Source organism: Yimella lutea (assembly GCF_006715095.1).
GTDB classification, from domain to species: Bacteria; Actinomycetota; Actinomycetes; order Actinomycetales; family Dermatophilaceae; genus Yimella; species Yimella lutea.
Genome location: NZ_VFMO01000001.1, coordinates 2,332,702 through 2,357,237, shown reverse-complemented (window position 1 = coordinate 2,357,237; position 24,536 = coordinate 2,332,702). Strand labels below are relative to the sequence as shown.

The 24,536-nt window shown below is 67.8% G+C and carries 25 protein-coding genes and 2 pseudogenes; 19 read left to right on the top strand and 8 right to left on the bottom strand.

All coding sequences use genetic code 11. From position 1 onward, the window contains the following. Positions 1 to 141: 141 nt before the first annotated feature. Both FB459_RS11465 and FB459_RS17865 read right to left on the bottom strand, forming a co-directional pair. Positions 142 to 1,212: a hypothetical protein gene (locus tag FB459_RS11465; RefSeq protein ID WP_141928596.1), complete on the bottom strand. Its 1,071-nt coding sequence runs from the start codon at positions 1,210 to 1,212 to the stop codon at positions 142 to 144. Between the two features lie 91 nt (positions 1,213 to 1,303). Continuing rightward, positions 1,304 to 1,626: pseudogene (locus FB459_RS17865) on the bottom strand (IS30 family transposase); the annotation flags it as partial. Positions 1,627 to 1,837: 211 nt separating this feature from the next. Between FB459_RS17865 and FB459_RS17570 the strand changes: the two are divergent. From FB459_RS17570 to FB459_RS17855, 10 genes and pseudogenes are all read left to right on the top strand, one after another. Continuing rightward, entirely contained in the window at positions 1,838 to 2,710 is an 873-nt protein-coding gene (locus tag FB459_RS17570) for an MEDS domain-containing protein (protein ID WP_141928594.1), read from the top strand. A 101-nt stretch (positions 2,711 to 2,811) separates the two neighbouring features. Continuing rightward, on the top strand, positions 2,812 to 4,704 hold the full coding sequence (dnaK, locus tag FB459_RS11450) for a molecular chaperone DnaK (protein ID WP_141928593.1): 1,893 nt from the start codon (positions 2,812 to 2,814) through the stop codon (positions 4,702 to 4,704). 5 nt (positions 4,705 to 4,709) lie between these two features. Next, positions 4,710 to 5,237 carry a nucleotide exchange factor GrpE gene (locus FB459_RS11445; RefSeq protein ID WP_141928592.1) on the top strand — a complete coding sequence of 176 codons (528 nt, stop codon included), beginning with the start codon at positions 4,710 to 4,712 and terminating at the stop codon, positions 5,235 to 5,237. Continuing rightward, positions 5,237 to 6,211 (top strand): DnaJ C-terminal domain-containing protein, encoded by a 975-nt coding sequence (locus FB459_RS11440; protein ID WP_141928591.1) that lies wholly within the window; start codon positions 5,237 to 5,239, stop codon positions 6,209 to 6,211. The genes FB459_RS11445 and FB459_RS11440 overlap by 1 nt, the downstream gene beginning before the upstream one ends. Then, on the top strand, positions 6,208 to 6,528 hold the full coding sequence (locus tag FB459_RS11435; RefSeq protein ID WP_141928590.1) for a chaperone modulator CbpM: 321 nt from the start codon (positions 6,208 to 6,210) through the stop codon (positions 6,526 to 6,528). Before FB459_RS11440 ends, FB459_RS11435 begins: the two co-directional genes overlap by 4 nt. Next, entirely contained in the window at positions 6,519 to 9,155 is a 2,637-nt protein-coding gene (clpB, locus tag FB459_RS11430) for an ATP-dependent chaperone ClpB (protein WP_141928589.1), read from the top strand. Before FB459_RS11435 ends, clpB begins: the two co-directional genes overlap by 10 nt. Continuing rightward, positions 9,152 to 9,604 carry a thioredoxin gene (gene trxA, locus FB459_RS11425; RefSeq protein ID WP_141928588.1) on the top strand — a complete coding sequence of 151 codons (453 nt, stop codon included), beginning with the start codon at positions 9,152 to 9,154 and terminating at the stop codon, positions 9,602 to 9,604. Before clpB ends, trxA begins: the two co-directional genes overlap by 4 nt. A gap of 89 nt (positions 9,605 to 9,693) precedes the next feature. Continuing rightward, positions 9,694 to 9,879: a UBP-type zinc finger domain-containing protein gene (locus FB459_RS11420; RefSeq protein ID WP_211345183.1), complete on the top strand. Its 186-nt coding sequence runs from the start codon at positions 9,694 to 9,696 to the stop codon at positions 9,877 to 9,879. Then, a pseudogene (locus FB459_RS17860) lies at positions 9,857 to 10,645 on the top strand (Crp/Fnr family transcriptional regulator); the annotation flags it as partial. The gene FB459_RS11420 and the pseudogene FB459_RS17860, both read left to right, overlap by 23 nt. Positions 10,646 to 10,761: 116 nt before the next feature. After that, positions 10,762 to 11,529, top strand: coding sequence for an NAD(P)/FAD-dependent oxidoreductase (locus FB459_RS17855; protein WP_342771348.1), 768 nt, complete (start codon positions 10,762 to 10,764; stop codon positions 11,527 to 11,529). 280 nt (positions 11,530 to 11,809) lie between these two features. Here FB459_RS17855 and FB459_RS11410 read toward each other — a convergent pair whose 3' ends face one another. The 3 genes from FB459_RS11410 to FB459_RS18255 all read right to left on the bottom strand — a co-directional run bounded on the left by FB459_RS11410 (position 11,810) and on the right by FB459_RS18255 (position 13,947). Beyond that, positions 11,810 to 13,003 (bottom strand): IS110 family RNA-guided transposase, encoded by a 1,194-nt coding sequence (locus FB459_RS11410; protein ID WP_141928587.1) that lies wholly within the window; start codon positions 13,001 to 13,003, stop codon positions 11,810 to 11,812. A 305-nt stretch (positions 13,004 to 13,308) separates the two neighbouring features. Further along, the gene (locus FB459_RS11405) at positions 13,309 to 13,755 is read right to left on the bottom strand and encodes a hypothetical protein (RefSeq protein ID WP_141928586.1); all 447 of its coding nucleotides are present in this window, start codon (positions 13,753 to 13,755) and stop codon (positions 13,309 to 13,311) included. Between the two features lie 24 nt (positions 13,756 to 13,779). Beyond that, positions 13,780 to 13,947, bottom strand: coding sequence for a recombinase zinc ribbon domain-containing protein (locus tag FB459_RS18255; RefSeq protein WP_425472381.1), 168 nt, complete (start codon positions 13,945 to 13,947; stop codon positions 13,780 to 13,782). Between the two features lie 209 nt (positions 13,948 to 14,156). Here FB459_RS18255 and FB459_RS11395 point away from each other — a divergent pair, with 209 nt between their 5' ends. The 3 genes from FB459_RS11395 to FB459_RS11385 are packed head-to-tail and all read left to right on the top strand — an operon-like array spanning position 14,157 to position 17,361. Further along, positions 14,157 to 14,468, top strand: a complete 312-nt coding sequence (locus FB459_RS11395) for an SRPBCC family protein (protein WP_141928584.1) — start codon at positions 14,157 to 14,159, stop codon at positions 14,466 to 14,468. Beyond that, on the top strand, positions 14,465 to 15,994 hold the full coding sequence (locus FB459_RS11390; RefSeq protein ID WP_141928583.1) for an ATP-dependent DNA ligase: 1,530 nt from the start codon (positions 14,465 to 14,467) through the stop codon (positions 15,992 to 15,994). Before FB459_RS11395 ends, FB459_RS11390 begins: the two co-directional genes overlap by 4 nt. Positions 15,995 to 16,032: 38 nt before the next feature. Beyond that, positions 16,033 to 17,361, top strand: coding sequence for a M20/M25/M40 family metallo-hydrolase (locus tag FB459_RS11385; protein ID WP_141928582.1), 1,329 nt, complete (start codon positions 16,033 to 16,035; stop codon positions 17,359 to 17,361). A 20-nt stretch (positions 17,362 to 17,381) separates the two neighbouring features. On the opposite strand, the gene FB459_RS11380 is transcribed toward FB459_RS11385, so the two are convergent. Continuing rightward, positions 17,382 to 17,567 (bottom strand): DUF5703 family protein, encoded by a 186-nt coding sequence (locus tag FB459_RS11380; protein ID WP_129626864.1) that lies wholly within the window; start codon positions 17,565 to 17,567, stop codon positions 17,382 to 17,384. 39 nt (positions 17,568 to 17,606) lie between these two features. Here FB459_RS11380 and FB459_RS17355 point away from each other — a divergent pair, with 39 nt between their 5' ends. Beyond that, positions 17,607 to 17,996, top strand: a complete 390-nt coding sequence (locus FB459_RS17355; protein ID WP_170221887.1) for a DNA primase — start codon at positions 17,607 to 17,609, stop codon at positions 17,994 to 17,996. Positions 17,997 to 18,007: 11 nt separating this feature from the next. Here FB459_RS17355 and FB459_RS11370 read toward each other — a convergent pair whose 3' ends face one another. Then, the gene (locus tag FB459_RS11370; RefSeq protein WP_141928581.1) at positions 18,008 to 18,946 is read right to left on the bottom strand and encodes an aldo/keto reductase; all 939 of its coding nucleotides are present in this window, start codon (positions 18,944 to 18,946) and stop codon (positions 18,008 to 18,010) included. Positions 18,947 to 19,015: 69 nt separating this feature from the next. Here FB459_RS11370 and FB459_RS11365 point away from each other — a divergent pair, with 69 nt between their 5' ends. The 5 genes from FB459_RS11365 to mshC all read left to right on the top strand — a co-directional run bounded on the left by FB459_RS11365 (position 19,016) and on the right by mshC (position 23,460). Beyond that, positions 19,016 to 20,077, top strand: a complete 1,062-nt coding sequence (locus FB459_RS11365; protein ID WP_141928580.1) for an LLM class F420-dependent oxidoreductase — start codon at positions 19,016 to 19,018, stop codon at positions 20,075 to 20,077. Continuing rightward, complete coding sequence (locus FB459_RS11360; RefSeq protein ID WP_129626856.1) at positions 20,074 to 20,781, top strand: MSMEG_4193 family putative phosphomutase; 708 nt, start codon at positions 20,074 to 20,076, stop codon at positions 20,779 to 20,781. The genes FB459_RS11365 and FB459_RS11360 overlap by 4 nt, the downstream gene beginning before the upstream one ends. A gap of 22 nt (positions 20,782 to 20,803) precedes the next feature. Further along, the gene (locus FB459_RS11355) at positions 20,804 to 21,343 is read left to right on the top strand and encodes a DUF3090 domain-containing protein (RefSeq protein ID WP_129626855.1); all 540 of its coding nucleotides are present in this window, start codon (positions 20,804 to 20,806) and stop codon (positions 21,341 to 21,343) included. After that, positions 21,321 to 22,130: an SCO1664 family protein gene (locus tag FB459_RS11350; RefSeq protein WP_168990284.1), complete on the top strand. Its 810-nt coding sequence runs from the start codon at positions 21,321 to 21,323 to the stop codon at positions 22,128 to 22,130. Before FB459_RS11355 ends, FB459_RS11350 begins: the two co-directional genes overlap by 23 nt. 76 nt (positions 22,131 to 22,206) lie before the next feature. After that, complete coding sequence (gene mshC, locus FB459_RS11345; protein ID WP_141928579.1) at positions 22,207 to 23,460, top strand: cysteine--1-D-myo-inosityl 2-amino-2-deoxy-alpha-D-glucopyranoside ligase; 1,254 nt, start codon at positions 22,207 to 22,209, stop codon at positions 23,458 to 23,460. A gap of 81 nt (positions 23,461 to 23,541) precedes the next feature. Here the strand turns inward: mshC and FB459_RS11340 are convergent, their stop codons facing one another. Next, positions 23,542 to 24,402 carry a PAC2 family protein gene (locus FB459_RS11340; RefSeq protein ID WP_141928578.1) on the bottom strand — a complete coding sequence of 287 codons (861 nt, stop codon included), beginning with the start codon at positions 24,400 to 24,402 and terminating at the stop codon, positions 23,542 to 23,544. Positions 24,403 to 24,536: the final 134 nt, after the last annotated feature.

Genomic DNA, 24,536 nt, shown 5'->3' with positions numbered 1-24,536 from the left:
CAGATGTTGAATCTGGCCGAGGTTTCGTCGTTTCGGCTCGGGCGGTGACTTGCCCGGGGTGAGCTTCAACATGGGCAAGGCCCCGTCCTCGTGGACGGGGCCTTCTGTGTGAGTTTCTAGGTGCGTGTGTGCCCCGCAAGGTCACCCGTCTCGCTGGACCTCGCCCGGCTCCTGCCGGTACGTGTAGGCGGCGGCCCGGACAGCCTCGTCGCTCTCCAGGCCCGCGCCCAGGGCTCCGCCGACCGTTGCCAGGGCGCTGGCCAGCACCGCCAGCTTGAGGTAGTCGCCGACTCGAACCGCGTGTCCGAGGTTCTCCTCCAGCAAATGTGCAGGCACCAGCAGTGGGGTGATCAGGAGTGCGAGAAGCAGGAGCGCTGTGTACAGGAAGATCACACCCAGCACGACTGTTCCCGTTGTGGCCAGGTTGAACAGGGTGACTTGCTTCCCACCCGCCGGATTCGAACCGCGCTCCCAAAGGCCCGCTCCGAGGATCAGCGCGGCCGTGATCGCTGTGACGGCGCCCATCCCGATCACCGCCAACCTGGTCCAGCTGAGCGCGTCGCCCAGCTGCCAGATGTCGGATGTGACCATCGCGAAGACTCCGGCCGCCAGGGCGGCGGTCAGGGCCTTGGAGAGTCCAATGGCAAGCCGCCAGGGCTGGTTGGCCCGGATCATGCCGACCAGGAGTCGCACGTTCCCACTCAGGACCCTCGCCGTGAACATGACGCTGCCGTCTCCCTCTTCCTGCTGACTCCCGAGCTCGCCAGCGCGGCGCCGGAGGGCGGCCTCCGAGTCAGAGGACGCGTGATCCTCGGCCTCCCCGAGCAAGGTGCGCACGAGACCGACGACTGCGTCACTGGCGCGTCGACGCAGTCCCACCGCCCCGAGCGCCGGCAGGGATACGACAGCCACTCCGTGCACCGGGCTGGCATGGGCGACCACGGGCCGGCGACGAACCCTGAGCGGCAAGTCGGTGAGGCAGACGACGAGGTCCCAGCCCTCCGCCAGGAGCCGCTCTCGCGCCGCGCCGACGAGGACAGCGTCGTCAGCAGGTGGGTTAACGAGGGCATCTACCACCGTTGGCACCCGCCATCGCACGGTGGGCATCAGCACACTCAGCTCTGCGCGCAGGTCCTCAGCGAGATCAGCCGCGACTTCGGCGGTCGTACCCGGAGCCGAGATGAGTCCGATCACCACCTCACCGGCACTCATAGGCAGCCGGCCAGGCTGCACGAATGGGTCCGAACATTATGCGTCATACACACGAGTGTGGGGTCGCCCGCGGAGTAGGGCAAGAAGCATCCGTCAGGTGGGCGCCGCGATCCCAGGTCAGTGACCGAGCGAGCTGGCTCGGCAGCGTCGACATGGTGTTGGTGAGCGACTTCTTCATCGTGATCGCGCCGTAGTCGGGCAACGCGGGCCCGTTCTTCGGAATCTCCGTGTGCCGGTAGCCCTCCTAGCGGGGAAGGTGGACCAGCACCGTGAACCGCGTCGTCCGTTCGACGCCGGTGCCGATCGCGGTGGGCAAGTTCGGCGCCAGCATCATGTCCCACGGTAGTGCCGGCCTGGACCAGCGCGGTCGTGAACTGCTCGTCGAGCGGGTCTGCGATCAAGGGTGGGCCGTGGCGCACGCGGCCAGGGCCCGGGACATCCCTGATCCACGTGGGCCACGCCCGCTGCGGAGGGCGTCTGCCGACCTCCGGCGTTGACGGAGCTTCCGGGCGTGACAGCCTCTGCTCGTACGGGCGTTCACCCAGCCGAACCGGGCATGGGTGCGGTCCGTGCCGAATGCGCTAGCGTGCGATCCATCCAATCGACCCATTGAACGGTGGTGAGCATGAACGGTCTGAGTCTCGGGATCCCCGGCGTCGGCGCTGTGAGTTCGGGAACTCATTTCTGCGCGCTCTACTCGGGTCCAGCCGAGCGCGACCGGCTGTTGTACCCCTTCCTCGAGGAGGGGCTGAGGCATGGCGACAAGTGTTTGTGCCTGATCGACGACGTCGAGCCGGCGCTGGTCCGGGACCGAGCCGTCGGGCAGCCCGGCGCCGACTACTCGCGACGCTCGGCGCAGCTCGACGTCGAACGCTCGTCGGACGCCTACCTGCGCTCGGGGGAGTTCAGCGTCGAGGGCATGGTGAGCTTCCTGTCCGGCCGCGTGGACAAGGCGATCGCCGACAACTTCGACCTCATCAGAGCCGTCGGCGAGATGTCGTGGGTGCTGCCAGGCGTTCCGGGCTGGGACGACCTGTTCGTCTACGAGTCGTCCCTCAACCGCATGGTCGAGGAGATGCCCGCCATTGTCGTCTGCCTCTACGACCTCCAGAAGTTCGGGGCGAGCATGCTCGTCCAGGTGCTCCAGACGCACCCCAAGGTCCTGCTAGACGGCACGGTGATCGACAACCCTCACTACCTGCGGCCGGCGGAGTACCCCGCGGCCCGGCTCACCGAGGCGAGCCGGTACCCCATGGTCAGCGTGGGTTCGCACGGCGACGACGACCTGGCCCGAGGGTGGGGGTCGCTCACCGACTGCGAACTGCGCGTCGTGGCCGGTGTCGCTGCGGGCATGACCAACCGCGCTATCGCCACAAAGCTCCGCCTCTCGCGTCACACCGTGGACGCCCACCTGAAGCACGTGTACCTCAAGCTTGACATCCACACGCGAGTCGAGCTGACCGTGCTGGCGCTGAAAAATCACCTTTCCACGGGATGACGACGACCTGCCCCCTCAGAGATCACCCGTTCAGGGGATGCCGGTGACGCGGTCCCTGACCCAGGATGGTCACACACGAGCTTTCGGCGAATGGAGTAGTCATGGGCAGGGCAGTCGGGATCGACCTGGGAACGACGAACTCGGTGATCGCAGCGATGGAGGGTGGGCAGCCACAGGTCATCCCGAACGCGGAGGGCAACCGGACGACGCCATCCGTGGTGGCTTTCCTGGAGAACGGTGAGCGCTTGGTCGGCCAGATGGCGAGGCGGCAGTCGATCCTGAATCCGAAGGGGACCATCTACTCCGCGAAGAGGTTCATCGGTCATAAGTACGACGAGGTCAGCAGTGAGATGAACTCCGTCTCGTTCGACGTCGTCGCCGGTCCGGACGGCGCGGTGCGCTTCCAGGTCAACGGCAAGCTCTACGCACCCGAGGAGATCTCGGCACAGGTGTTGCGCAAGCTGGTCGACGACGCCGGGAAGTTCCTCGGTGAGCGGGTCACCGAGGCGGTCATCACGGTTCCGGCGCACTTCAACGACGCGCAGCGTCAGGCCACGAAGGACGCTGGCCGGATCGCGGGGCTCGAGGTTCTCCGGATCATCAACGAGCCGACGGCGGCTGCCCTCGCGTACGGGATGGACAAGCTCGAGAACGAGACCGTGCTGGTCTTCGACCTCGGGGGCGGCACGTTCGATGTCAGCATCCTCACCGTCGGGGACGGTGTAGTGGAGGTCCGGTCGACAGCGGGGGACACCCACCTAGGCGGCGACGACTTTGACCGGCGCATCGTTGACTACCTGGCCGAGGAGTTCAAGAAGTCCAACGGCATCGATCTCCGCGACGACGCGCAGGCACTGCAGCGACTGTTCGAGGCTGCCGAGAAAGCCAAGGTGGACCTGTCGGCGGTCACACAGACGGCGGTCAACCTTCCGTTCGTCACCGCGGACGCCTCCGGGCCCAAGCATCTCAACGTGAACCTGATGAGGTCGACGTTCGAGCAGCTCACCGCCGACCTCGTCGAGCGCTGCCTCGGCCCGGTCAGGCAGGCGATGGAGGACGCCAAGGTCACCGCCGACGATATCGACGAGGTCATCCTCGTGGGAGGTTCGACGCGGATTCCGGCCGTGCAGGCGCTGGTGCGCCGCCTGACCGGTGGCAAGGAGCCGAACATGACCGTCAACCCGGACGAGGTCGTGGCCGTCGGTGCGGCTGTCCAAGCGGCGATCATCAAGGGCGACGTGAAGGACGTGCTGCTGCTCGACGTGACGCCCCTGTCGTTGGGGCTGGAGACGATGGGTGGGGTGATGACCAAGGTCATCGAGCGCAACACGACAATCCCGGCCCGGCGGACCGAGATTTTCAGCACTGCGGAGGACAACCAGTCAGCCGTCGACGTCGTCGTCCTGCAGGGGGAGCGGGAGAGGGCAGCCGACAACCGGGTGCTGGCACGGTTCCGTCTGGAGGACATCCGCCCCGCGCCGCGTGGGGTGCCCCAGATCGAGGTGACCTTCGACATCGATGCCAACGGCATCCTGCACGTGTCGGCGCGTGACAAGGACACCGGTGCCGAGCAGGAGGTGACCATCAGCGAGTCCTCCACGCTGAGCCAGGAGGAGGTCGAGCGGATGGTCAAGGATGCCGAGACCCACCGCGGCGAGGACGCCGCGCTGCGTGAGCGGGTCGATGCTCGCAACGAGCTCGACTCCGTGGCCTACCAGGTGCGCAAGACCCTCGAGGAAGCCGGCGCGTCCGTGCCCGAGCACGACCGCGCTCGTGCCGAGATGCTGGTCGAGGAGGCCCGCCAGGCCGTCGAGGGCGACGAGCCCGTGGATCGTCTCCGAGCGCTGACCGGGGAGCTCCACCAGATGACCCAGGCGCTGGGCGCCGCAGCCCGGGCTGGCGGTGGACCGTCGACCGGGGGGGCCGGCTCATCCGGCTCCGCGCCTGACAGCGACGATGACGACGTCATCGACGCCGAGTTCACCGCCCAGTGACGGCCATGTCCGACCGCGAGGCACCGACGAGCGAAGGCCCGACAGACGCAGCGCGGGGCGACGAGGCACCGGGAGACGAAGCGCCCGAGAGCGTCGACCAGTCGCGCCAGGTCGCCGAGCTCGAGGAGGCGTGGCGGCGCACGGCTGCCGAGCTCGACAACTTCCGCAAGCGATGCGCACGCGACGTGGTGCGCGCCCGCGAGCAGGAACGGGCGACCGTGGCCACCAGCTGGCTGCCAGTCTTGGACAACCTTGAGCGGGCGCTCGAGCACGCGTCGTCCGACCCCAGTTCGGTGGCCGAGGGCCTGCGAGCAGTGCTCGCGCAGGCGGTCGGCGTCCTGGCCGATCTCGGGTTCCCACGTCGCGACGACGAGGGCGCGGCCTTCGACCCAGCCGTGCACGAGGCGGTCAGCACCGTGTCCGGTGAGGGGCTGACGCCCGGCACCGTGGCCCACGTCGTCCGCCCCGGATACGGACCCGACGACAAGCTCCTGCGTCCGGCTGCGGTCGTGGTGGCGACCAGGGATTCCTGATGGCCAAGGACTTCTATGAGGTCCTCGGTGTCTCTCGCGATGCCGACCCGGCCGAGATCCAACGCGCCTATCGCACGCTGGCGCGCCAGAACCACCCCGACGTCAACAAGCAGGCCGGGGCCGAGGAGAGGTTCAAAGACATCGCCGAGGCCTACGACGTCCTGTCGGACCCCGAGCAACGGCGGCGCTACGACGCCTTCGGCGAGGACTTCCGACGTGTGCCTCCCGACGCGGACCCGGCTGCCTGGCGCCAGGGCCGCGCCTATGCTGATGCGGGGGCAGGCGCACGCGGCCGGTGGTCGGGGGGCGGGCCGTCCGGCGGCTTCGGCGGGGCTGACTTCGGTGACGAGATCGACATCGAGGACCTGCTCGGGGGAATCTTCGGTGGGCGAGGGCGAGGCGGCCGGGGCCGGGCCGGTTGGGGCCCCGGCCCGGTCCCGGGGGCCGACCACGAGGCGGAGGTGGAGGTCTCGGTCGAGGAGGCCTACCGCGGCACCGAGCGCAGCCTCACGATCACGGGTCCTGACGGCCCCCGCACGCTCGACGTCACGATCCCGCCGGGAGTCATCGACGGCCAACGGATCCGGCTGCGGGGCCAGGGCGGCCCGGGCAGCGGTGACGCGGCGGCCGGAGACCTCTACCTGGTGGTCCGGATCGCCGACCACCCGCGCTACCGGGTCGAGGGTCGTGACGTCCACGCACTCCTGCCGGTCGCTCCCTGGGAAGCCGCTCTCGGAGCGTCGGTGTCCGTAGACACGCCCGGCGGAGCAGCCACCGTCAAGGTCCCGGCCGGGTCGTCCAGCCACCGCCGCCTGCGGCTCAAGGGTCGTGGGCTCCCTCACCCGAAGGGCACGCCCGGGGACTTCTACGCGGAGCTGCAGGTGCGCGTGCCACGCAACCTGTCGGACGACGAGCGGCGGCACTTCGAAGAGCTCGCCAAGGTTTCCCGCTTCGACGCGAGGAGCAGACGATGAACGCGACCACGCGCTTCGCGCTGGCCCGACCCCACCGGCTGAGCCTGGACAGCTATGCGCAGATCACCGGCGTACACCCGGAGCTGGTGCGCCGCTTGGTCGCGCTCGGGCTGCTGCAGGTCACCCGCGACGCACATGGTCGCCTGTGGTTCGACCCGTCCCAGGTGAAGGAGATGGCCAGGATCCAGCGGCTGCGGATGAGCCTGAACCTCGGCTACTGCGCCATCGGGTTGGTTGTCGAGTTGCTCGACCGGATCGCGGAGCTGGAGAACGCACAACGGCGCACGACACGACGAGGAGACGCTCCATGGACATGAACAGACTGACCCAGAAGTCACAGGAGGCGCTGCACGACGCACAGACCAAGGCGCTGCGCTTCGGCCACACCGAGGTGGACGGCGAGCACCTGCTGCTCGCGCTGCTCGACCAAGCCGAGGGCCTCGTGGCGCCGCTGCTCGCACGCGCCGGGGCCGACCCGGCCCGACTGCGTGAGGAGCTTGAGGCCGAGCTCGGCCGGCGCCCGCGGGTCAGCGGGCCGGGCGTGACGCCTGGGCAGGTCCGCATCACGCAGCGGCTTTCGAGGCTCCTCGACACTGCTGACGCCGAGGCGCGCAGGCTCAAGGACGAGTACGTCTCGGTCGAGCACCTCGTGATCGCGCTGGTGGAGGAGGGCGCGCAGTCAGCCTCCGGGCGGCTCCTGCGGGACCAGGGGCTGACCCGCGACTCCTTCCTGGCTGCGCTGACCGAAGTGCGCGGCCACCAACGGGTGACGTCTGCGACGCCCGAGGGGACCTACGAGGCGCTGGGCAAGTACGGCCGTGACCTCGTTGAGGCCGCGAAGGCGGGAAAGCTCGAGCCGGTGATCGGCCGGGACTCCGAGATCCGTCGAACCGTCCAGATTCTGTCCCGAAAAACCAAGAACAACCCGGTCCTCATCGGCGAGCCCGGAGTGGGCAAGACGGCGATCGTCGAAGGCCTCGCCCAGCGGATCGCCGACGGGGACGTCCCCGAGGGCCTGCGAGACAAGACCGTCTTCGCGCTGGACATGGGGGCGCTGGTCGCCGGTGCGAAGTACCGCGGCGAGTTCGAGGAGCGGCTGAAGGCCGTGCTCAACGAGGTGCAAAGCGCCGAGGGCCACATCCTGCTGTTCGTGGATGAGCTCCACACCGTCGTGGGCGCCGGCGCCGGCGAGGGTGCGATGGACGCCGGCAACATGCTCAAGCCGTTGCTCGCACGTGGCGAGCTGCACATGATCGGCGCGACCACGCTGGACGAGTACCGCTCGCACATCGAGAAGGACGCCGCCCTCGAGCGCCGGTTCCAGCCCGTGCTGGTCGACGAGCCCAGCGAGGAGGACGCTCTGTCGATCCTGCGTGGGTTGCGCGAGCGGTTCGAGGTCTTCCACGGGGTGAAGATCCACGACGGCGCCCTGGTGGCGGCGGTGACGCTGAGCCACCGCTACATCTCCGACCGCTTCCTGCCCGACAAGGCCATCGACCTCGTCGACGAGGCCTGCGCGATGCTCCGCACCGAGATCGACTCGATGCCGGCCGAGCTGGACGAGCTCACCAGGCGCGTGACCCGGATGGAGATCGAGGAGGCAGCGCTGTCGCAGGAGGAGGACGCGGCGAGCAGGGCCCGTCTGGAAGAGCTGCGCAAGGAGCTGGCCGACGCCCGGGCCGAGGCCGACGCGCTGCGCGCACAGTGGGAGGCCGAGCGATCGGCACTGCGCGAGGTGCAGTCCCTGCGTCAGGAGCTTGAGCAGGTACGGCTGGAGAGCGAGCGGGCCGAGCGTGAGTACGACCTCAACCGGGCAGCGTCCCTGCGGCACGGCCGGTTGCCGGAGATCCAGCGACGGCTGGAGGCGGCCGAGGCGCGGCTCGCGGGCAAGCAGGGCGGTCGTCGGATGCTGCGCGAGGTAGTGACCGCCGACGAGATCGCCGACATCGTGTCGCGCTGGACCGGGATCCCGGTCACCCGCCTACAGGAGGGAGAGCGCGACAAGCTGCTCCGGCTCGACGAGGTGCTCCACGAGCGGGTCATCGGCCAGGACGAGGCGGTCCAGCTGGTGGCCGACGCCGTCGTCCGCGCCCGCTCCGGCATCAAGAACCCGCATCGCCCCATCGGGTCGTTCATCTTCCTCGGCCCCACAGGCGTTGGGAAGACGGAGCTGGCCAAGACGCTGGCCGCGGCCCTCTTCGACACCGAGGAGAACCTGGTCCGGATCGATATGAGCGAGTACCAGGAGCGCCACACCGTCAGTCGACTCGTCGGTGCGCCACCCGGGTACGTCGGCTACGAGGAGGGCGGTCAGCTCACCGAGGCCGTGCGGCGCAAGCCCTACTCCGTCGTCCTGCTGGACGAGATCGAGAAGGCCCACGTGGACGTCTTCAACACGCTGCTGCAGGTGCTCGACGACGGTCGCCTGACCGACTCGCACGGCCGGACCGTCGACTTCCGCAACACCGTGCTGATCATGACGTCCAACATCGGCTCGGAGTACCTCCTCGGGGGGATCACCGCGGATGGCGAGGTCGAGGACGAGGCCCGCTCGATGGTGATGCGCACCCTGCAGTCGCACTTCCGCCCCGAGTTCCTCAACCGCGTCGACGAGATCGTAATGTTCAAGCCGCTGACTTTGGCCGAGATCGAGCGCATCGTCGACCTCCAGCTCGAGGAGCTGCGGGCCCGGCTGGCGGAGATGCGGGTCACCCTTGAGGTCACGGCCGAGGCACGCCGGTTCATCGCTGACCAGGGCTTCGACCCGGCGTACGGCGCCCGCCCGCTGCGGCGATACATCTCACGTGAGGTGGAGACCAAGGTGGCCCGAGCTCTGATCCGCGGCGACGTGGCGGACGGGGGCACGATCTCGGTGGACGTGGCTGACGGGGAGCTCGTGGTGACCGCGTCCAGCAGTCCGACGCAGGGGCAGGCCGTGGCATGACCGCGAACGCTCAGAGGACGACCACGGTCGCGTGCGGCAACTGCGGAGCCAGGAACCGCGTGCCGGCGGTGGCCGAAGGCACGCCACGCTGCGGGAGGTGCATCACTCCGCTGCCCTGGGTGGTGGATGCGAACGACGCTGACTTCCACGCGGTCGTGGACGAGTCGAGCATCCCGGTGCTGGTCGACGTGTGGGCTCCGTGGTGCGGCCCATGCCGGATGGTCAGCCCGGCCCTGGAGAAACTGGCTGGGGAGCTGGCCGGCAACCTCAAGCTAGTCAAGGTCGACGCTGACGAGAACCCGCTCGTGAGCCGGAGGTTCGAGGTGCAGTCGATCCCGACGCTGGTCCTACTCGACCACGGAGAGGTGGTCGACACCCAGATCGGCGCCCTTCCGGAGCACTTACTGCGCTCATGGGTCGAGTCGAAGCTGCCGAAGGGGGAGCGATGACCGCGCACCCGAGGGGCTTCGGTGCCGACCCGCACATCGGCGTCATCCGGCCCGTGCCGCTACCCACCTAGAACGCCTGCGCGGAGTGCGTGAAGCTCGGCACCCCCTGGGTGCACCTGCGACAGTGCCTGACCTGTGGCCAGGTCGGGTGCTGCGACTCCTCACCGATGCGACACGCGCGCGCTCACGCCGCCACGACGGGTCACGTCATCGTGCGTTCGATCGAGCCGGGAGAGAACTGGAGATGGTGCTATGTCGACGAACAGTTCGTCTGAGCTCGAGATGGGGGACACGCCCGAGACCCCCGACACCACCGGCGCCTATCCCCGGCTCAATGACGAGCAGATCATGCTGCTCTCGCAGCACGGCGAGCGGAAGGTGCTGGCCGAGGGCAGCACACTGTTCTGCGCGGGAGACCGCGACTGCGGCGTGTTCGTGGTCCTGGACGGCAAGGTACGGGTCGTGCAGGAGGAAGGTCCCGGAGGAGAGGCGCGAGTGATCGCGGTCCACGGGCGAGGCCGCTTCGTGGGTGACCTCTCGATGTTGACCGGCCAGGCGGTCTACGTCACCGCCGTCGCTCAGACCGACGTGGAGGTCCTCGAGGTTCTCTATGACGGGCTCAAGGAGGCGGTCACCCAGGACCAGGCGTTAGGAGATCTGATCCTGCGAGCCTTCGTGCTCCGACGCAACCTCCACGCCGGCCTCGGCGCGGGCTTGAGGATCATCGGCTCCCGCTACTCAGCCGACACCCGCCGGTTGAGGGACTTCGCGAGCCGCAATCGCATCCCGTACCGGTGGGAAGACCTGGAGGATGACCTGGATGCCGAGGCGACCCTGCGAGCCTTCGACATCCCGCCCGACCAGACGCCCGTCGTGATCTGGAAAGCGCGGACGGTCTTGCGGAACCCCAGCAATACGGAGCTGGCCGAGCTTCTCGGTCTTCGTGCGGCGCCGAGCCGGTCGGCGTACGACCTGGTCGTGGTGGGCGCAGGCCCGGGTGGTCTCGCCGCCGCGGTGTACGCCGCCTCCGAAGGACTCTCGACGGTGGTCCTGGACGCGCTCGCCACCGGCGGGCAGGCAGCCACGTCGTCCCAGATCGAAAACTACCTGGGGTTCCCCGCCGGTATCTCCGGGGCGGAGCTGGCCGCGACCGGGCCGTGGTGCAAGCGCGCAAGTTCGGCGCCGCCTTCAGCATCCCCGGTGAGGCAACCTCCCTCACACACGCCGACGGCTACCACGTGGTGGGGTTGGCGGAGGGGGAGGATCTGGTCGCGCACGCCGTCGTCGTCGCGACGGGTGTGCGCTACCGGCGTCTCGACGTCCCCGGGTTGGATCGACTCGAGCGCAGCAGCGTCTACTACGCCGCTACGGAGTTCGAGGCCCGGCTGTGCCAACAGGACCCTGTCACCGTCGTCGGGGGTGGCAACTCGGCGGGCCAGGCGGCCTGCTTCCTGGCCCGCCGTTCATCGGTAGTCAACCTGGTCATCCGGCACGACGACCTGGGAAGGGACATGTCCCGCTACCTAGCCGACCGCGTCGAGCAGTCACCACGCATCAAGATCTGGCGCCGCAGCGAGGTGAGCGAGCTCATCGGACACGAAGCGCTCGAGGAGGTGGTGTTGCACGACCTCCGCACCGACGCGAAGCAGCGCGTCGCGACCACGGCCATGTTCGTACTGATCGGAGCGACCCCGCACACGAGCTGGCTCGAGGGGGAGATCGCGCTGGACGTAAAGGGGTTCATCCTCACTGGGCCCGTGGCCGACGGCTCCGAGGGAGGCATGTTCGAGACCAGCCGTCCGGGCGTCTTTGCCGTGGGCGACGTACGCAGTGGGTCGGTCAAGCGCGTCGCCTCCGCCGTCGGCGAAGGCTCGGTCGCGATCCGCCAGGTGCATGAGTTCCTGGAAGCCGAGGGTCGCCGGTGACCAGGGGCAGGCCCGTCGTGAATCGCCCCGGGTCTGGTGGAGACTCTCAATCCATCGACGATGAGAGTCATGGCAGCACCCAGCAAGTACCCCGACGCGCTGTGTGAGAGCTGCTGCGGCAGTAATTCCCGAAGGGCAATGCCCTGTGTCGCGGTGGGCCATCTGCGTTCCGTCGTGACATGGCGCGACAGTACCGCGACTTCGAGCGGTTGCAAGCAAATGCTTCTGCCAGTACCACTGGGACACATTCGAGCTCCGGGGGGTGTCCCTATGGTCTTCGTCAAGCGGCGGGGGTTTTCTGTTGGTAGAGGGTTCCGTCGCGAAGCATCGCGTACATCACGTCGCAGCGTCGTCGGGCGAGGCAGATGAGGGCGGCGTTGTGCTTCTTGCCTTGGCCGCGTTTGCGGTCGTAGTAGGCCCGCGAGGTCGGGTCGTGCAGTGCGGCGAACGCGGCGAGGAACATCGCTCGTTTGAGGTGCTTGTTGCCGCCTCGGGCGGGGTGCTCACCGCGGATCGAGGTGCCGGATCGGCGGGTGACGGGTGCGAGGCCGGCGTACGCGGCGAGGTGGCCGGAGGTGGGGAAGCTCGAGCCGTCGCCGACTTCGAGCAGGATCCGTGCGCCGGTCCTGACGCCGATGCCGGGCATCGAGGTCAGGACCGCGGCAAGAGGGTGGGTATCGAGCATGTCCTCCAGTTGGGTTCCCAGATCGGCGCGGTCGTGCAGCAGGCGAGCCAGTCCGGTCGCGAGTTTGGGCAGGACGAGCTCGGCGGCGCGGGTGCCAGGGACGGTGACGGTCTGCTCGGTGAGCGCTGTCTGGATGTCGTCGACGAGGCGTTGGTAGGAGCGGGGCGCGCGGGGTTTGGCGACGGCGAGCAACCGTCGCCGGCCGGCCGCGCGCAGGCCGGTCGGGCCACCGAAGCGGGTCAGGAGTTCGAGGACTGCTGGGTGTTGGATGCGTGGGCCGAGGACACGTTCGAGGGCTGGGTTCACTTGTGTCAGAAGGCCTCTGATCCGGTTTGCTTGTGCGGTGACCTGTCCGGCCAGGTCGTCATCGAAGCCGACGATGACTTCCAGGTCGGCCAGGGTGTCGTCGCCGACGTCGACCCGTCGCAGGGCGTGCGGCATCGACCGGGCGGCTTCGGCGATGACGTACGCGTCCCTTGCGTCGGTCTTGGCGTTGCCGGGGTGCAGGTCGGCGATACGGCGCATCGCCAGCCCGGGAAGGTAGGCGACGTCCACGCCCATGGCACGAGCAACCGCGACCGGCAGCGCGCCGATCGTTGCGGGTTGATCGACCACCACCAGCAGGCGACCGTGCGTGCCGAGTTTGGTCAGCAGGCCACGCAGCGACGACTCGTCTTGGGGCAACGGTTTGTCGTGCAGCCGTGTGCCATCGACGTTCAGCGCGCAGGCGTGGTGCGTCTGTTTGCCGACATCGAGCCCGATGTACACCGCGTAGTCAGGTCGAGACATGGTCCCTCCTCGTGCGTCCGAGCGGCTGGTCACCAGATCAGGCGCAGGAAGCCGACATCCACGTTACGAAGAGACCTACCCAGGCGTTCGGGCGGCCCGGTCCCTATCAGCGGTCCACCAGCGCCACCAGCACCCGGTGACAACACCCCCCGGATCATGCAAACGACAGGGGCAGTCAGTCATGCCGGGGCCGGCGACCAGGAGCCTTGCTTCAAGGCTCACCAAGACGGTAACGGGGTTAAGGGTCAAGTCCCCCTCCGGACACTTGGACTTAGGCTCACCTAACTTTGGTGAGCCTGAGTCGTTTATGCGTGACTTTCGTTCGGCACCAGCGTCCAACTACAGCGTTGATGCACCGGTTCGAATGTGTTCCGTAGTCCGACCGAGCCGTACAGCGACTTGACGTCGTAGCTGGGGGCCGATGGTAGGGCTCGGAGCGGGCCGCTGATCGCCGCCGCCCACCTGGCGAGGTATTCGTCGGTTCGCCAGAGCCGCTGTCGGCGTACTTCGTCGCTAAGGCGGAACCCTTCGGCCTGGAGCGCGCGTACCTCGTGCTCCGCGGCGATCGGGTCTCCGGTGAGGATCTTTCGCGCCGCCGTCCGGATCTGGTCCTCGTTGTCGATGCCTCGTTCGACTAGTTGGTCGAGCTGGGTGTCAGTGAGGAGTTCTTGGCGCAGCTCGTTCTGGATGCTGCTGCTCGCTGCCAGTGCCGAGATCCACGGGTCGAGCTGAGCCCGAACCTCAGATTGCATGACACGTGCAAGCGGCGGATGTGGCTATGTTCGGCGGACGGACCTGTCCCGACAGCGGTACCGGACGTCGTTCCCGGCGAGGTTGCCTTCCATGCGCTTTCCGCAGTGTGCGCAGGTCAGGATTCCTTGGAAGAGTAGGTCGAAGTTGGAGGCTCGGGCGCCACGAGACAAGCGACCGGCCGGTGCCTTCATGGCGTTCGCTTCGAACTTCTGTTGCGCGCGGGCGAACTGTTCTTCGGTCACGACTCCACGGTGCGACGCGCGCTGCGATTTCGCCACCCCTGTCAAGAAGGTCTACGGCTGATCCGAACCTCGTTTCTCCTTCTGGGTCCGCGAACCGTTGTCGGGTAGCAACTGTGCTGGAAGATGGAGCCATCTGACCGAGTGACCAGGAGTGGACCATGACTGAGACCGTCGAGATCGAGCGGGTCTTCAATACTGCGCCGCGGCGTCTGTTCCGGGCGTGGACCGACGCGGTCGAACTCGCCACCTGGTGGGGCACGAGCGAGCCCGAACCTGACTTCGTCGAGGTCGTGCCCGACGAGCGCGTCACGACCGCGGACGAGGCTCTCGTGGTGACTTTCGAACAGAATCCGGCAGGTTCGAAACTCGTTGTGCAGCAAAAGACCTCGAGCGATCCCGACGAGATGCGGCGGCTCTGGACGCAGCGCCTGGACCAGCTGGACGAGTTGGTCAGCCCGGGCGCCCGATGACCCTCTTCGCGCAGGTCGCGGACGTCTCGCGCCGGGTCGGCGCCACGCGGTCACGCAACGAGAAGGTTGCGTTGATCGCGCAGGCGCTGCGTGAGGCCCGGCCCGACGAGCGCGCGGTGATCGCCGACTACCTCGCCGGCACGCTGCCGCAGCGCAGGGTCGGGATCGGTGGGCGATCGCTGCGCTCGAACCCTTCGGATGCGGTCGAGGAAGCTTCGGTCGACGTCCTCGACCTGGACGCGACGCTCACCCGGATGGAAGATCTGCATGGCACCGGGTCGAACACCCGGCGCCGGGAGATGCTCGACGAGCTGTGGGGTCGGGTGACCGAACAAGAACGGCGGTTGCTGACCGGACTGCTGCTCGGCGACGCTCGTCAAGGCGCGGGAGACGGAGTCATGCTCAAAGCGATCGCGGCCGCGGCGCAGGTGAAGGAGACCGACGTGCGGCGGGCCGTCATGCTGGCTGGTCGTACCGGCCCAGTGGCGGCCATCGCGCTGGACGGCGGGGCGCCTGCTCTCGAGGAGGTGCGCCTCGAGGTCGGGCGCCCGCTGCGTCCGATGCTCGCGGGGTCGAGTCCGGACGTGGAGTCCGTGGTCGAGGAGCCGGGGGAGTGGACGGTCGAGGTGAAACTTGACGGAATTCGCCTGCAAGCACACAAGATCGGTGACGAGGTCCGGTTGTTCACCCGCAGCCTGGACGACATCACCGCCCGACTTCCGGACGTGGTCGAGGTGGTGCGCGCACTACCGGCGAAGGAAGCGGTCCTCGACGGCGAGGCCATCGCCCTGCGTCCCGACGGTCGCCCCGAACCGTTCCAGGTGACCGGCGCTCGCACGGCCAGCAGCGCCGACCCCGACGAACTACGCCGCAACGTCCCGCTCACCGCGTTGTTCTTCGATCTCATGCATCTGGACGGAGACGACCTCGTCGACGAACCGCTGCACGTCCGACGAGAGCGACTCGAACGCCTGGTGCCGCAACAGCACGTCGTGACTGCGGTTCGTCCGACGAATTCCGCTGCGGCGCAGGAGTTCTTCGAGGACTGGGTGGGCCGAGGACACGAAGGGGTGGTCGCCAAACGCCTTGACTCGGTCTATGCCGCCGGACGCCGGGGCAGCGGGTGGGTCAAGGTGAAACCACGTCACACCCTCGACCTCGTCGTGCTCGCTGTCGAGGAAGGCAGCGGTCGACGCAAGGGCTTCCTGTCGAACATCCATCTGGGTGCCCGTGACCCGAACACCGGCGACTTCATCATGCTCGGCAAGACGTTCAAGGGAATGACCGACGAGATGCTCGCCTGGCAGACCGAGCGGTTCACCGACCTCATGACCGACCGCGACGACTGGGTGGTGCGGGTGCGTCCGGAGCAGGTCGTCGAGATCGCGTTCGACGGCCTGCAGAAATCGACCAGGTATCCCGGCGGAGTCGCGCTGCGGTTCGCGCGAGTGCTGCGTTACCGCGACGACAAAACCGCCGAGCAGGCCGACACGATCGACGAGGTACGGCGTTTGGCACAGTGGTAACAGACCGACGAGACCGGCAAGTAGACGCAGGAGCAGCGATGAACGATCAGCAGCAGACCCGAGCGCGGGACGAGGTCGTGCGTATCTGTCAGGACCTCATCGGCATCGACACCAGCAATTACGGCAACGACAAAGGCCCCGGCGAGCGCAAAGCCGCCGAGTACGTGATGTCGGAGTTCACCGAGGTGGGCCTGGATCCTGAACTCATCGAAAGTGAGCCCGGCCGCGCGAGCGTCGTCGTCCGTATCGAGGGTGAGGACTCCTCGCGCGGTGCGCTGGTCGTCCACGGCCACCTCGACGTCGTGCCCGCGAATGCCGAGGACTGGCAGGTCGATCCGTTCGCCGCCGAGATCAAGGACGACTGCGTGTGGGGACGCGGCGCGGTCGACATGAAGGACATGGACGCGATGATCATCGCGAACGTGCGCGAACTCGTCCGCTCCGGCAGGAAGCCGCCGCGCGACCTGATCGTCGGCATGTTCGCTGACGAGGAGGCCGGCGGAGCCAAGGGCGCGAACTGGCTGGTCGAGCACCGTCCGGAACTGTTCGAGGGCGCGACCGAAGCAGTGAGCGAGGTGGGCGGCTACAGCGTCACGGTGCCCAAGAAGGCCGGGGGACAGCAGCGTGTCTACCTGTTGCAGACCGCCGAGAAGGGCATCGCCTGGTTGCGTCTGGTGGCTCACGGACGGGCCGGTCACGGATCGGTGCCGAACGACGAGAACGCCGTGGTCCGACTCGCAGAGGCGATCGCACGCATCAACGCTCACTACTGGCCGCGCGAGTACATCGCCAGCGTCTCGCTGCTCCTCGACGGCCTGAGCGAGATCACCGGCATCACCTACTCGCCGGACGACGCGGGCGAGCTGCTCGCGACCATCGGCGGCGCACGGGGGTTCGTCGAAGGAACACTGCGCGACACCTCCAATTTCACGATGCTCAACAGCGGCTACAAGCACAACGTCATTCCGCAATCAGCGTCGGCGAGCCTGGACTGCCGGTTCCTTCCCGGCCACGAGGACGAGTTGATGAGCACAATCGAACGCCTCGCGGGTGAGTTCGTCGAGGTGCAGATCGTGCACAAGGACATCGCGTTGGACGCACCGGTCGAAGGACCGCTGGTCGACAAGATGAAGCGGGCACTCGCCACCCAGGACCCGGACGCGGCGGTGCTGCCGTACTGCCTCTCCGGTGGCACGGATAACAAGTCGCTCGCGAAACTGGGCGTCGTCGGCTACGGGTTCGCCCCGCTGCGGCTGCCGGCCGACCTCGACTTCGCGCCGATGTTCCACGGCATCGACGAGCGAGTTCCGTTGGAATCGCTACGGTTCGGAGCCGACGTGCTCGGTGAGTTCATGCGCGACTGCTGACCGGCGCCGACCGATCGAACTCAGGCGGTGCGGCGCACCCGGATGATCCGGCGCCGCAACCACACCTTGCGCAGACCGCCCAGATAGAGCCGGGTGCGGGCCAATTCCCAATGCCCGTACTCGGCGTGATCGGTCAGCGTCTGGCGCACGACGGAGCGCTCCACGTCTCGCGGGAACGTCAGCACCTGGTACTCATACTCGGTCATCGCTGCCTATTGTGCGTCAGAGCCGATAGCGTTCGGTGTATGAGCGTCGACCCGCGTGCCGCCCTCTCCTGCTTCATCAACGCCGTGGAACGGCATTTCGAACTAGCGTCCAGCGGACGCGGCAACGACGACCCCCATGTCCAGGAGGCCGCCGACTCGCTCGCCGACGCCTTCGAGACCTACGAGGATGCGCTGTACGAGGCGTACGGGCTCAACACCCCCTTCTTCCTGCCCGCCGACGAGGACGACTTCGACGACGACCTCGATGAAGACGAAGACTCGGACGATGACTCGGACGACGAAGACTCGGACGATGAGGAAGAGGACGACGATGACGAGGTCGACCTGAGCGAGTTCGAGGACGACGACGATGACGACGAGCCGTACCGCGGGTTCGAGGTCGACGACATCGACTACGAGTCGGAATAGTCAGCAGCTCCTCAGCGCGCGGAGACCTCGTCGAGCGCCTGACGGATCGCCGGGGCGATGTCGAGCCGCTGGGACGCGAGCGCGGCGCGCAACTGGGTCTGCTTACGAGCTCCGACGACGCAACTGCTGAGTCCCGGACGTTCGCGCAACCAGGCCAGCGCCACCTCGGTCTGCGAGACGCCGAGCCCGTCAGCCGCCGTCGCGACGGCCTTCATCACAGGCCCGTCCGCCGCACCGAGCATCTGGGCGGCCCAACGCGGGTGATCGCCCGAGCTCGCCCGGCTCTCGGCCGGGACGCCACCACGGTACTTGCCGGTGAGCACCCCACCGGCCAACGGTGACCACGCCATCACCCCGAGCCCTAGCGCGTCTGCAGCCGGCAGAATCTCGGCCTCGGCCGACCGGTCGAGCAGGCTGTACTGAACCTGGTTGGCCACCAAGGGAATTCGCAGTCGCTGCGCCTCACCGGCGACGATCGCCGACTGCCAACCGGAGTAATTGGAAACCCCGACGTAGCGGGCTTTGCCCGACGTCACCGCGCACTCCAACGCTCCGAGCGTCTCCTGCCAGGGCACCTCGTCCGACCAGCTGTGCACCAGCCAGAGGTCCAGATGCTCGGTGCCGAGTCGGGTGAGGGACGCGTCCAACTGGGTCAGCAGCGCACGACGGGAGGTGTCGACCACCCGCTGCCCGGTACGACGCGAGATACCGGCCTTTCCGACAAGGACGAGGTCCTCGCGGTGCAGGCCCTCGATGAGGGACCCGATGATCGTCTCGCTGCCGCCGTCGGCGTACCCGTACGCGGTGTCGATCGTGGTGCCACCGGCGTCCAGATAGTCCTCGAGCAGCAGGCGCGCGTCGTCCTCGTCGACCTGGGTGCCCCAGTTCATCGTGCCGAGAGTGAGCGTGGAGACGGTCAGTCCGCTGCGACCGAGGGAGCGCGAAAGCATGGCCCCAACCTATCGGCGGCCACGCGGGCGGCCCCGCTGACGCACCGTGGAGCGAGTACCGTTCCAGACATGCGACTTGCGCTCAATGTGGGCTACTGGGGAACGACCGGTACCGACGACCTCGACGGCATGCTTGCCCTGGCGAAGGCCGCCGACGAGCATCGCTACGACGTCGTATGGCTGGCGGAGGCGTACGGCTCCGACATCCCGAGCCTGACCGGTTACCTGGCTGCACACACCGAACACGTCGGGTATGGCGCCGCGATCATGCAGATTCCGGGTCGCAGCCCGGCGATGACCGCGATGACCGCCGCGACGCTGGACCGGATCACCGGCGGACGCTTTCACCTGGGCCTCGGTGTTTCCGGGCCGCAGGTCAGCGAGGGCTGGCACGGCGTCAGGTTCGCCGATCCGCTGGGTCGCACCCGTGAGTACGTCGAGATCGTCCGGCAGGCACTCGGTCGCCAGAACGTGGAGTTCCACGGCAAGCACTTCGATCTACCGCTGCCGGACGGCCCGGGCAAGTCATTGCGGCTGCTCTTGCTGCCCGAACGGGAGAACGTGCCGATCTACCTGGCCTCGCTCGGTCCGAAGAACCTCGCGCTCACCGGCGAGATCGCCGACGGCTGGATCGGCATCTTCGTCAGCCCCGAATACCTGCCCGAGCAACTCGAGACGATCGCGGGCGGCCGGGCGAAGTCCGACCTGACGATGGACGGGTTCGACGTCGTCGCCTCCGTCAACGTGAGCATGGCCGACAACGTCGACGCCGCAGCCGATCGGCTGCGCGGCCACGCCGCTCTCTACATCGGTGGCATGGGCTCGAGGGACAAGAACTTCTATCACGCGCTCGCCACCCGGATGGGCTTCGAGAAGCACGCAGACCACGTCCAGAATCTGTTCCTGGCCAAGCAGCACCGCGACGCGGCCGCAGCCGTGCCGCGCGAGTTCATCGAACGCACCGCGATGGTTGCAGACGCAGAAGCGATCCGCGCCCGGCTGCGTGCTTATGCGAAAGCCGGCGTGACGACGCTCGCGGTTTCGCCGTGGATGGACAGCATGCAGGAGCGGATCGAACTGCTCGGACTCATCGCACGATTGATGGACGACGAGGGACTGCGTTCCTCGTGACCACCGTGTTGTTGCTGCGGCACGGGCGGACCGCGGCGAACGCCGCCGGGCTGCTGGCCGGCTGGACCGAGGGTGTCGGTCTCGACGACACCGGCAAGGAGCAGGTGACCGCGCTCGGCCGACGGCTGCGCGATGTTCCGTTGGCCGGCGTGGTGACCAGCCCGTTGCAGCGCTGCCGTGAGACGACGGACGCGATCGTCTCCGGGCGTGAGGTTGAGGTGACGGTCGACGAGGGCGTGGGGGAGTGCCACTACGGCGGTTGGACGAACCGGCCGCTCAAAGAGCTGGCGAAGGAAGACCTTTGGCGCACGGTGCAGGATCACCCGAGCGCGGCCACATTTCCTGCGAGCGAGCAGTACCGGCACGAGTCGATCGCCCAGATGCAGTTGCGAGCGGTTGAGACGATGCGGCACTACGACGCACATTTCGAGCAACAGGTCGGTGCGCACGCGGTGTGGGCGCTGGTGTCCCACGGCGACGTGATCAAGTCGATCCTCGCCGAATGTCTCGGTGAGCACATCGACCAGTTCCAGCGCATCACCGTCGGTCCGGCCTCGCTGAGCGCCGTACGCCTCACCGCTACGCGGCCGTTCGTGCTGCGGATCAACGACACCGGTAGCGATCCCGCCGACCTCGTGCCGAAGCCCGATCAGGCGAAGGACGCCGAGGCAACTGTCGGCGGTGGCTCGACCGCGCAGGGCTGAGGCGCGGCGCTAGGGTCGGTACATGCCGTTGATCGAGTACCTGGACCCCGACAGGTTCGTCGCGGGCACCGTCGGCCCTGCGGGCCAGCGCACCTTCTTCCTGCAGGCCGTCGACGGCCGCCGGATCACCAGCGTGTCGCTGGAGAAGGCGCAGGTCGCGATGCTTGCCGAGCGGATCGATGAACTGCTCGACCAACTGGACGCCACCGCTGACGTCCCGGTCATGGAACCGGACAACGAGCCACTGAGCACCCCGATCGATGATGAATTCCGGGTGGGCACCCTCACGCTTGCCTGGGATCCGGAGACGCTGCGCGTGATCGTGGAGTGCCTCGATTCCACCGTGTCGGTCGAGGTGGATGAATCGGGCGAACCGTCCGTCGCCGTCGACGAACCCGACAGCACCACGCTCCGCGTCGCGGTGCAGCCGCAGATGGCGCGCGAATTCACCCGTCGTGCAACGGCATTGCTTGAGCAGGGCCGTCCGCCGTGCCCGCTCTGCGGCGACCCGCTGGACCCGAACGGCCATGTCTGTCCCCGTGCCAACGGATACAAGCGCTGACGACCAGGTGCTGCGGCTGCTGGCCGACAGCGACCTGGAGATCGAAGGGCGGCTGGTCGATGCGTCCAATGTCGCGCTGCGTGTCTGGGTGGGCGAGGGTGAGAAGCGAACAGCCGCGGTCTACAAGCCGATTCGAGGCGAACGACCCTTGTGGGACTTCCCCGACGGGTCCCTCGCCGGACGCGAGCTGGCGGCCTCGTACGTCTCGGACGCCACCGGCTGGAACTTCGTGCCCAGGACGGTCCTGCGGGACGGGCCGCTCGGGCCGGGCACCGTTCAGCAGTGGGTCGGACCGCTCGAGGGGCGGGAGGACCCCGACTTCGTCCGCATCGACGCGCCGGCTGACGTCCCGGACGGCAACGTCCCTGTGCTCGCCGTCCGGGACGAGGCAGATCGACCGCTGGTCGTCTCGCACAGCGACACCCCGCGCCTGCGTACGCTCGCGGTGTTCGACGCACTGCTGAACAACGCCGACCGCAAGGCGAGTGCGCTGCTGGCGGACGACGCCACGTTCTGGGCCATCGATCACGGCCTGTGCTTCCACGAGGAGGAGAAGCTGCGGACGGTGTTCTGGGGCTTCGCCGGTGAGCCCATCGCCGCCACGGATATCGCTGCGCTGCAACGCTTTTCCGAGGCACTTGACGGCGGGCTTGTGGCGCAGTTGGAGCCCTTGCTCACGCTCTCTGAGATCGAGGCATTGCACGAAAGGCTGCACGGCCTGCTCGCCGACGGCGTGATGCCCGAGGTGCCCGAGGACCGGCATCCGCTGCCGTGGCCACTGTGGTGACCCGTGGTGGCACTGTGGTGAACGGCTCAGCCGACCGTCTCGTGAGCAAGCCCGCCCGACAACTAGGCTCTACGCCGTGAAGTCCTGGTCTCAGCCGTCCTTTCCCCGCCTGGCGAAAGCGGCACCCGCCCTGCGGTTGCGCGACGAACACACCGGTGAACTCGAGGTCGTCCCGACGAACGACCCGGTCGGCGTATACGTCTGCGGGATCACCCCGTACGACACGACGCACCTCGGGCACGCCGCCACCTATGTGACCTTCGACCTCGCGATCCGCGCACTGCGCAACGCCGGCCACGACGTCACCTATGTACAGAACGTCACCGACATCGACGACCCGCTGCTCGAACGGGCAGCGCGCGACGGCATCGACTGGCAGGACCTCGCCCAGCGTGAGATCGACATCTTCCACGCCGACATGGAGGCCCTGCGCAACCTTCCGCCCCAGCACTACGTCGGCGTCGTCGAGACGATGCCTCGCCATGTCGAGGTCATTTCGCGACTGGTCGCGGAAGGCGTGGCGTACGGCCTGCCGGTGGACGCGTCCGAAGCCGGGCAGGACGGCGTCCAGGACTTCTATCTCGACCTGTCGACCCAGCCCAGCTTCGGTGAAACAAGCGGCTGGAACCGCGAGCAGATGGTGGAAGTGTTCGCCGACCGCGGGGGAGACCCCGACCGCCCGGGCAAGCGCGACGTGCTCGACCCGCTGCTCTGGCGCGGTTGGCGCAAGGGCGAACCCCATTGGGACGGAGTCGAACTCGGCCCCGGACGCCCCGGCTGGCACCTGGAATGCACGACGATCGCGCTGGACCACCTCGGCATGGGATTCACCCTGCAGGGCGGCGGCACCGACCTCGTCTTTCCCCACCACGAGATGTCAGCGGTCCAGGCGGAAGCGCTGACCGGGAAGAGCCCGTTCGCGCACCGTTACGCCCACCAGGCGATGGTGGCCTACGACGGCGAGAAGATGAGCAAGTCGCTGGGCAACCTGGTCAAGGTCTCCCAACTACGCGCGGAGGGCGTCGACCCGATGGCCGTGCGCCTGGTCGTCCTTGACCACCACTACGCCCTCGACTGGGAGTACACCGACGACCAGCTCGAGAGTGCGAAGGAGCGCCTGGCGACTTGGCGCGACGTCGCGTCCCGAGCCGGCGATGACGATGCGGACCAACTCGCCGACGCGATCACCGCTGCACTCGCCGACGATCTCGACGCACCCGCCGCGTTGCAGGCCATGGACGCGTGGGCGGCCGATCACGTCCGGGCCGACGCCGGCCCTTCAGCGCGCGTCACCGACGCGATCGACGCCGCCCTCGGCATCGCCCTCTGACAACGGGCCACACGCCGACGATGACTCTCGATGCATGAGGGCACTCCGTATACGGAGTGCCCTCATGCATTTTGCGTTCCCTCAGGGGCGAGGGCCGGGGCCGCCCTCGTCGCGACGGCGCAGGTACTTCTCGAACTCGCGAGCGATCGCGTCGCCGCTGGCTTCGGGCAGGTCGGTGGTGGCCTGGGCCCGTTCGAGGGCCTCGATGTACTCGGCGATCTCCTCGTCGGCGGCGGCAAGTTCATCGACGCCGCGCTCCCACGCCGCTGACTCGTCCGGAAGTTCACCGCGGTCGACCACGGTGTCCAGCAGTTCCTCGAGCTTGACCACCATTGCCAATGTCGCCTTCGGGGACGGGGCGGTCGCGGCGTAGTGGGGCACTGCCGCCCAGACCGAAAGACTCGAGATACCAGTGCGATTGGCGGTGTCGGTCAGCACGCCGACGATGCCGACCGGGCCCTCGTACTCACTGGGCTCGACGTCGTAGCGCTGCTGCATGTCCGGATGTTCGGCAGTCACCGACACCGGCATCGGACGACGGTGTGGCACGTCGGCCAGTAGTCCGCCGAGCGTGATGAGCAGGGAGATGTCGGACTCCACGGCGAGCGACAGCAACTCCTGGACGAACTGCATCCATCGGAACGACGGCTCGATGCCGTGCACCAGCAGGACGTCGCGGTCGAGCGGGGTGTCACGGGCCAGGTAGACCCGGGTCGTGGGCCACTCGATCTGCCGTGATTCGGGACCACCGACCACACGTGGCCGGTTCACCTGGAAGTCGTAGTACTCGGCGGGGTCGATCGCCGCGACCAGATCGGCGTCCCATACCTCGACCAGGTGCGCGACGGTGCTCGTGGCCACCTCGCCGGCATCGTTCCAGCCCTCGAACGCGGCGATCATGATGGGATCGTCGAGCAGTGGGATGTCCTCGATCTCGATCACGTGATTCGTCCCTTCATCCCTGGTTTGCCCGCCGGGGTTCGACGGCTTCGATCCAGCGTACGGAGTGATCGACCACGCCTCGGCGGTGACCGGGCAACGGGATGCAGGTGTCGTAAACTCGGGCGACTCTACGA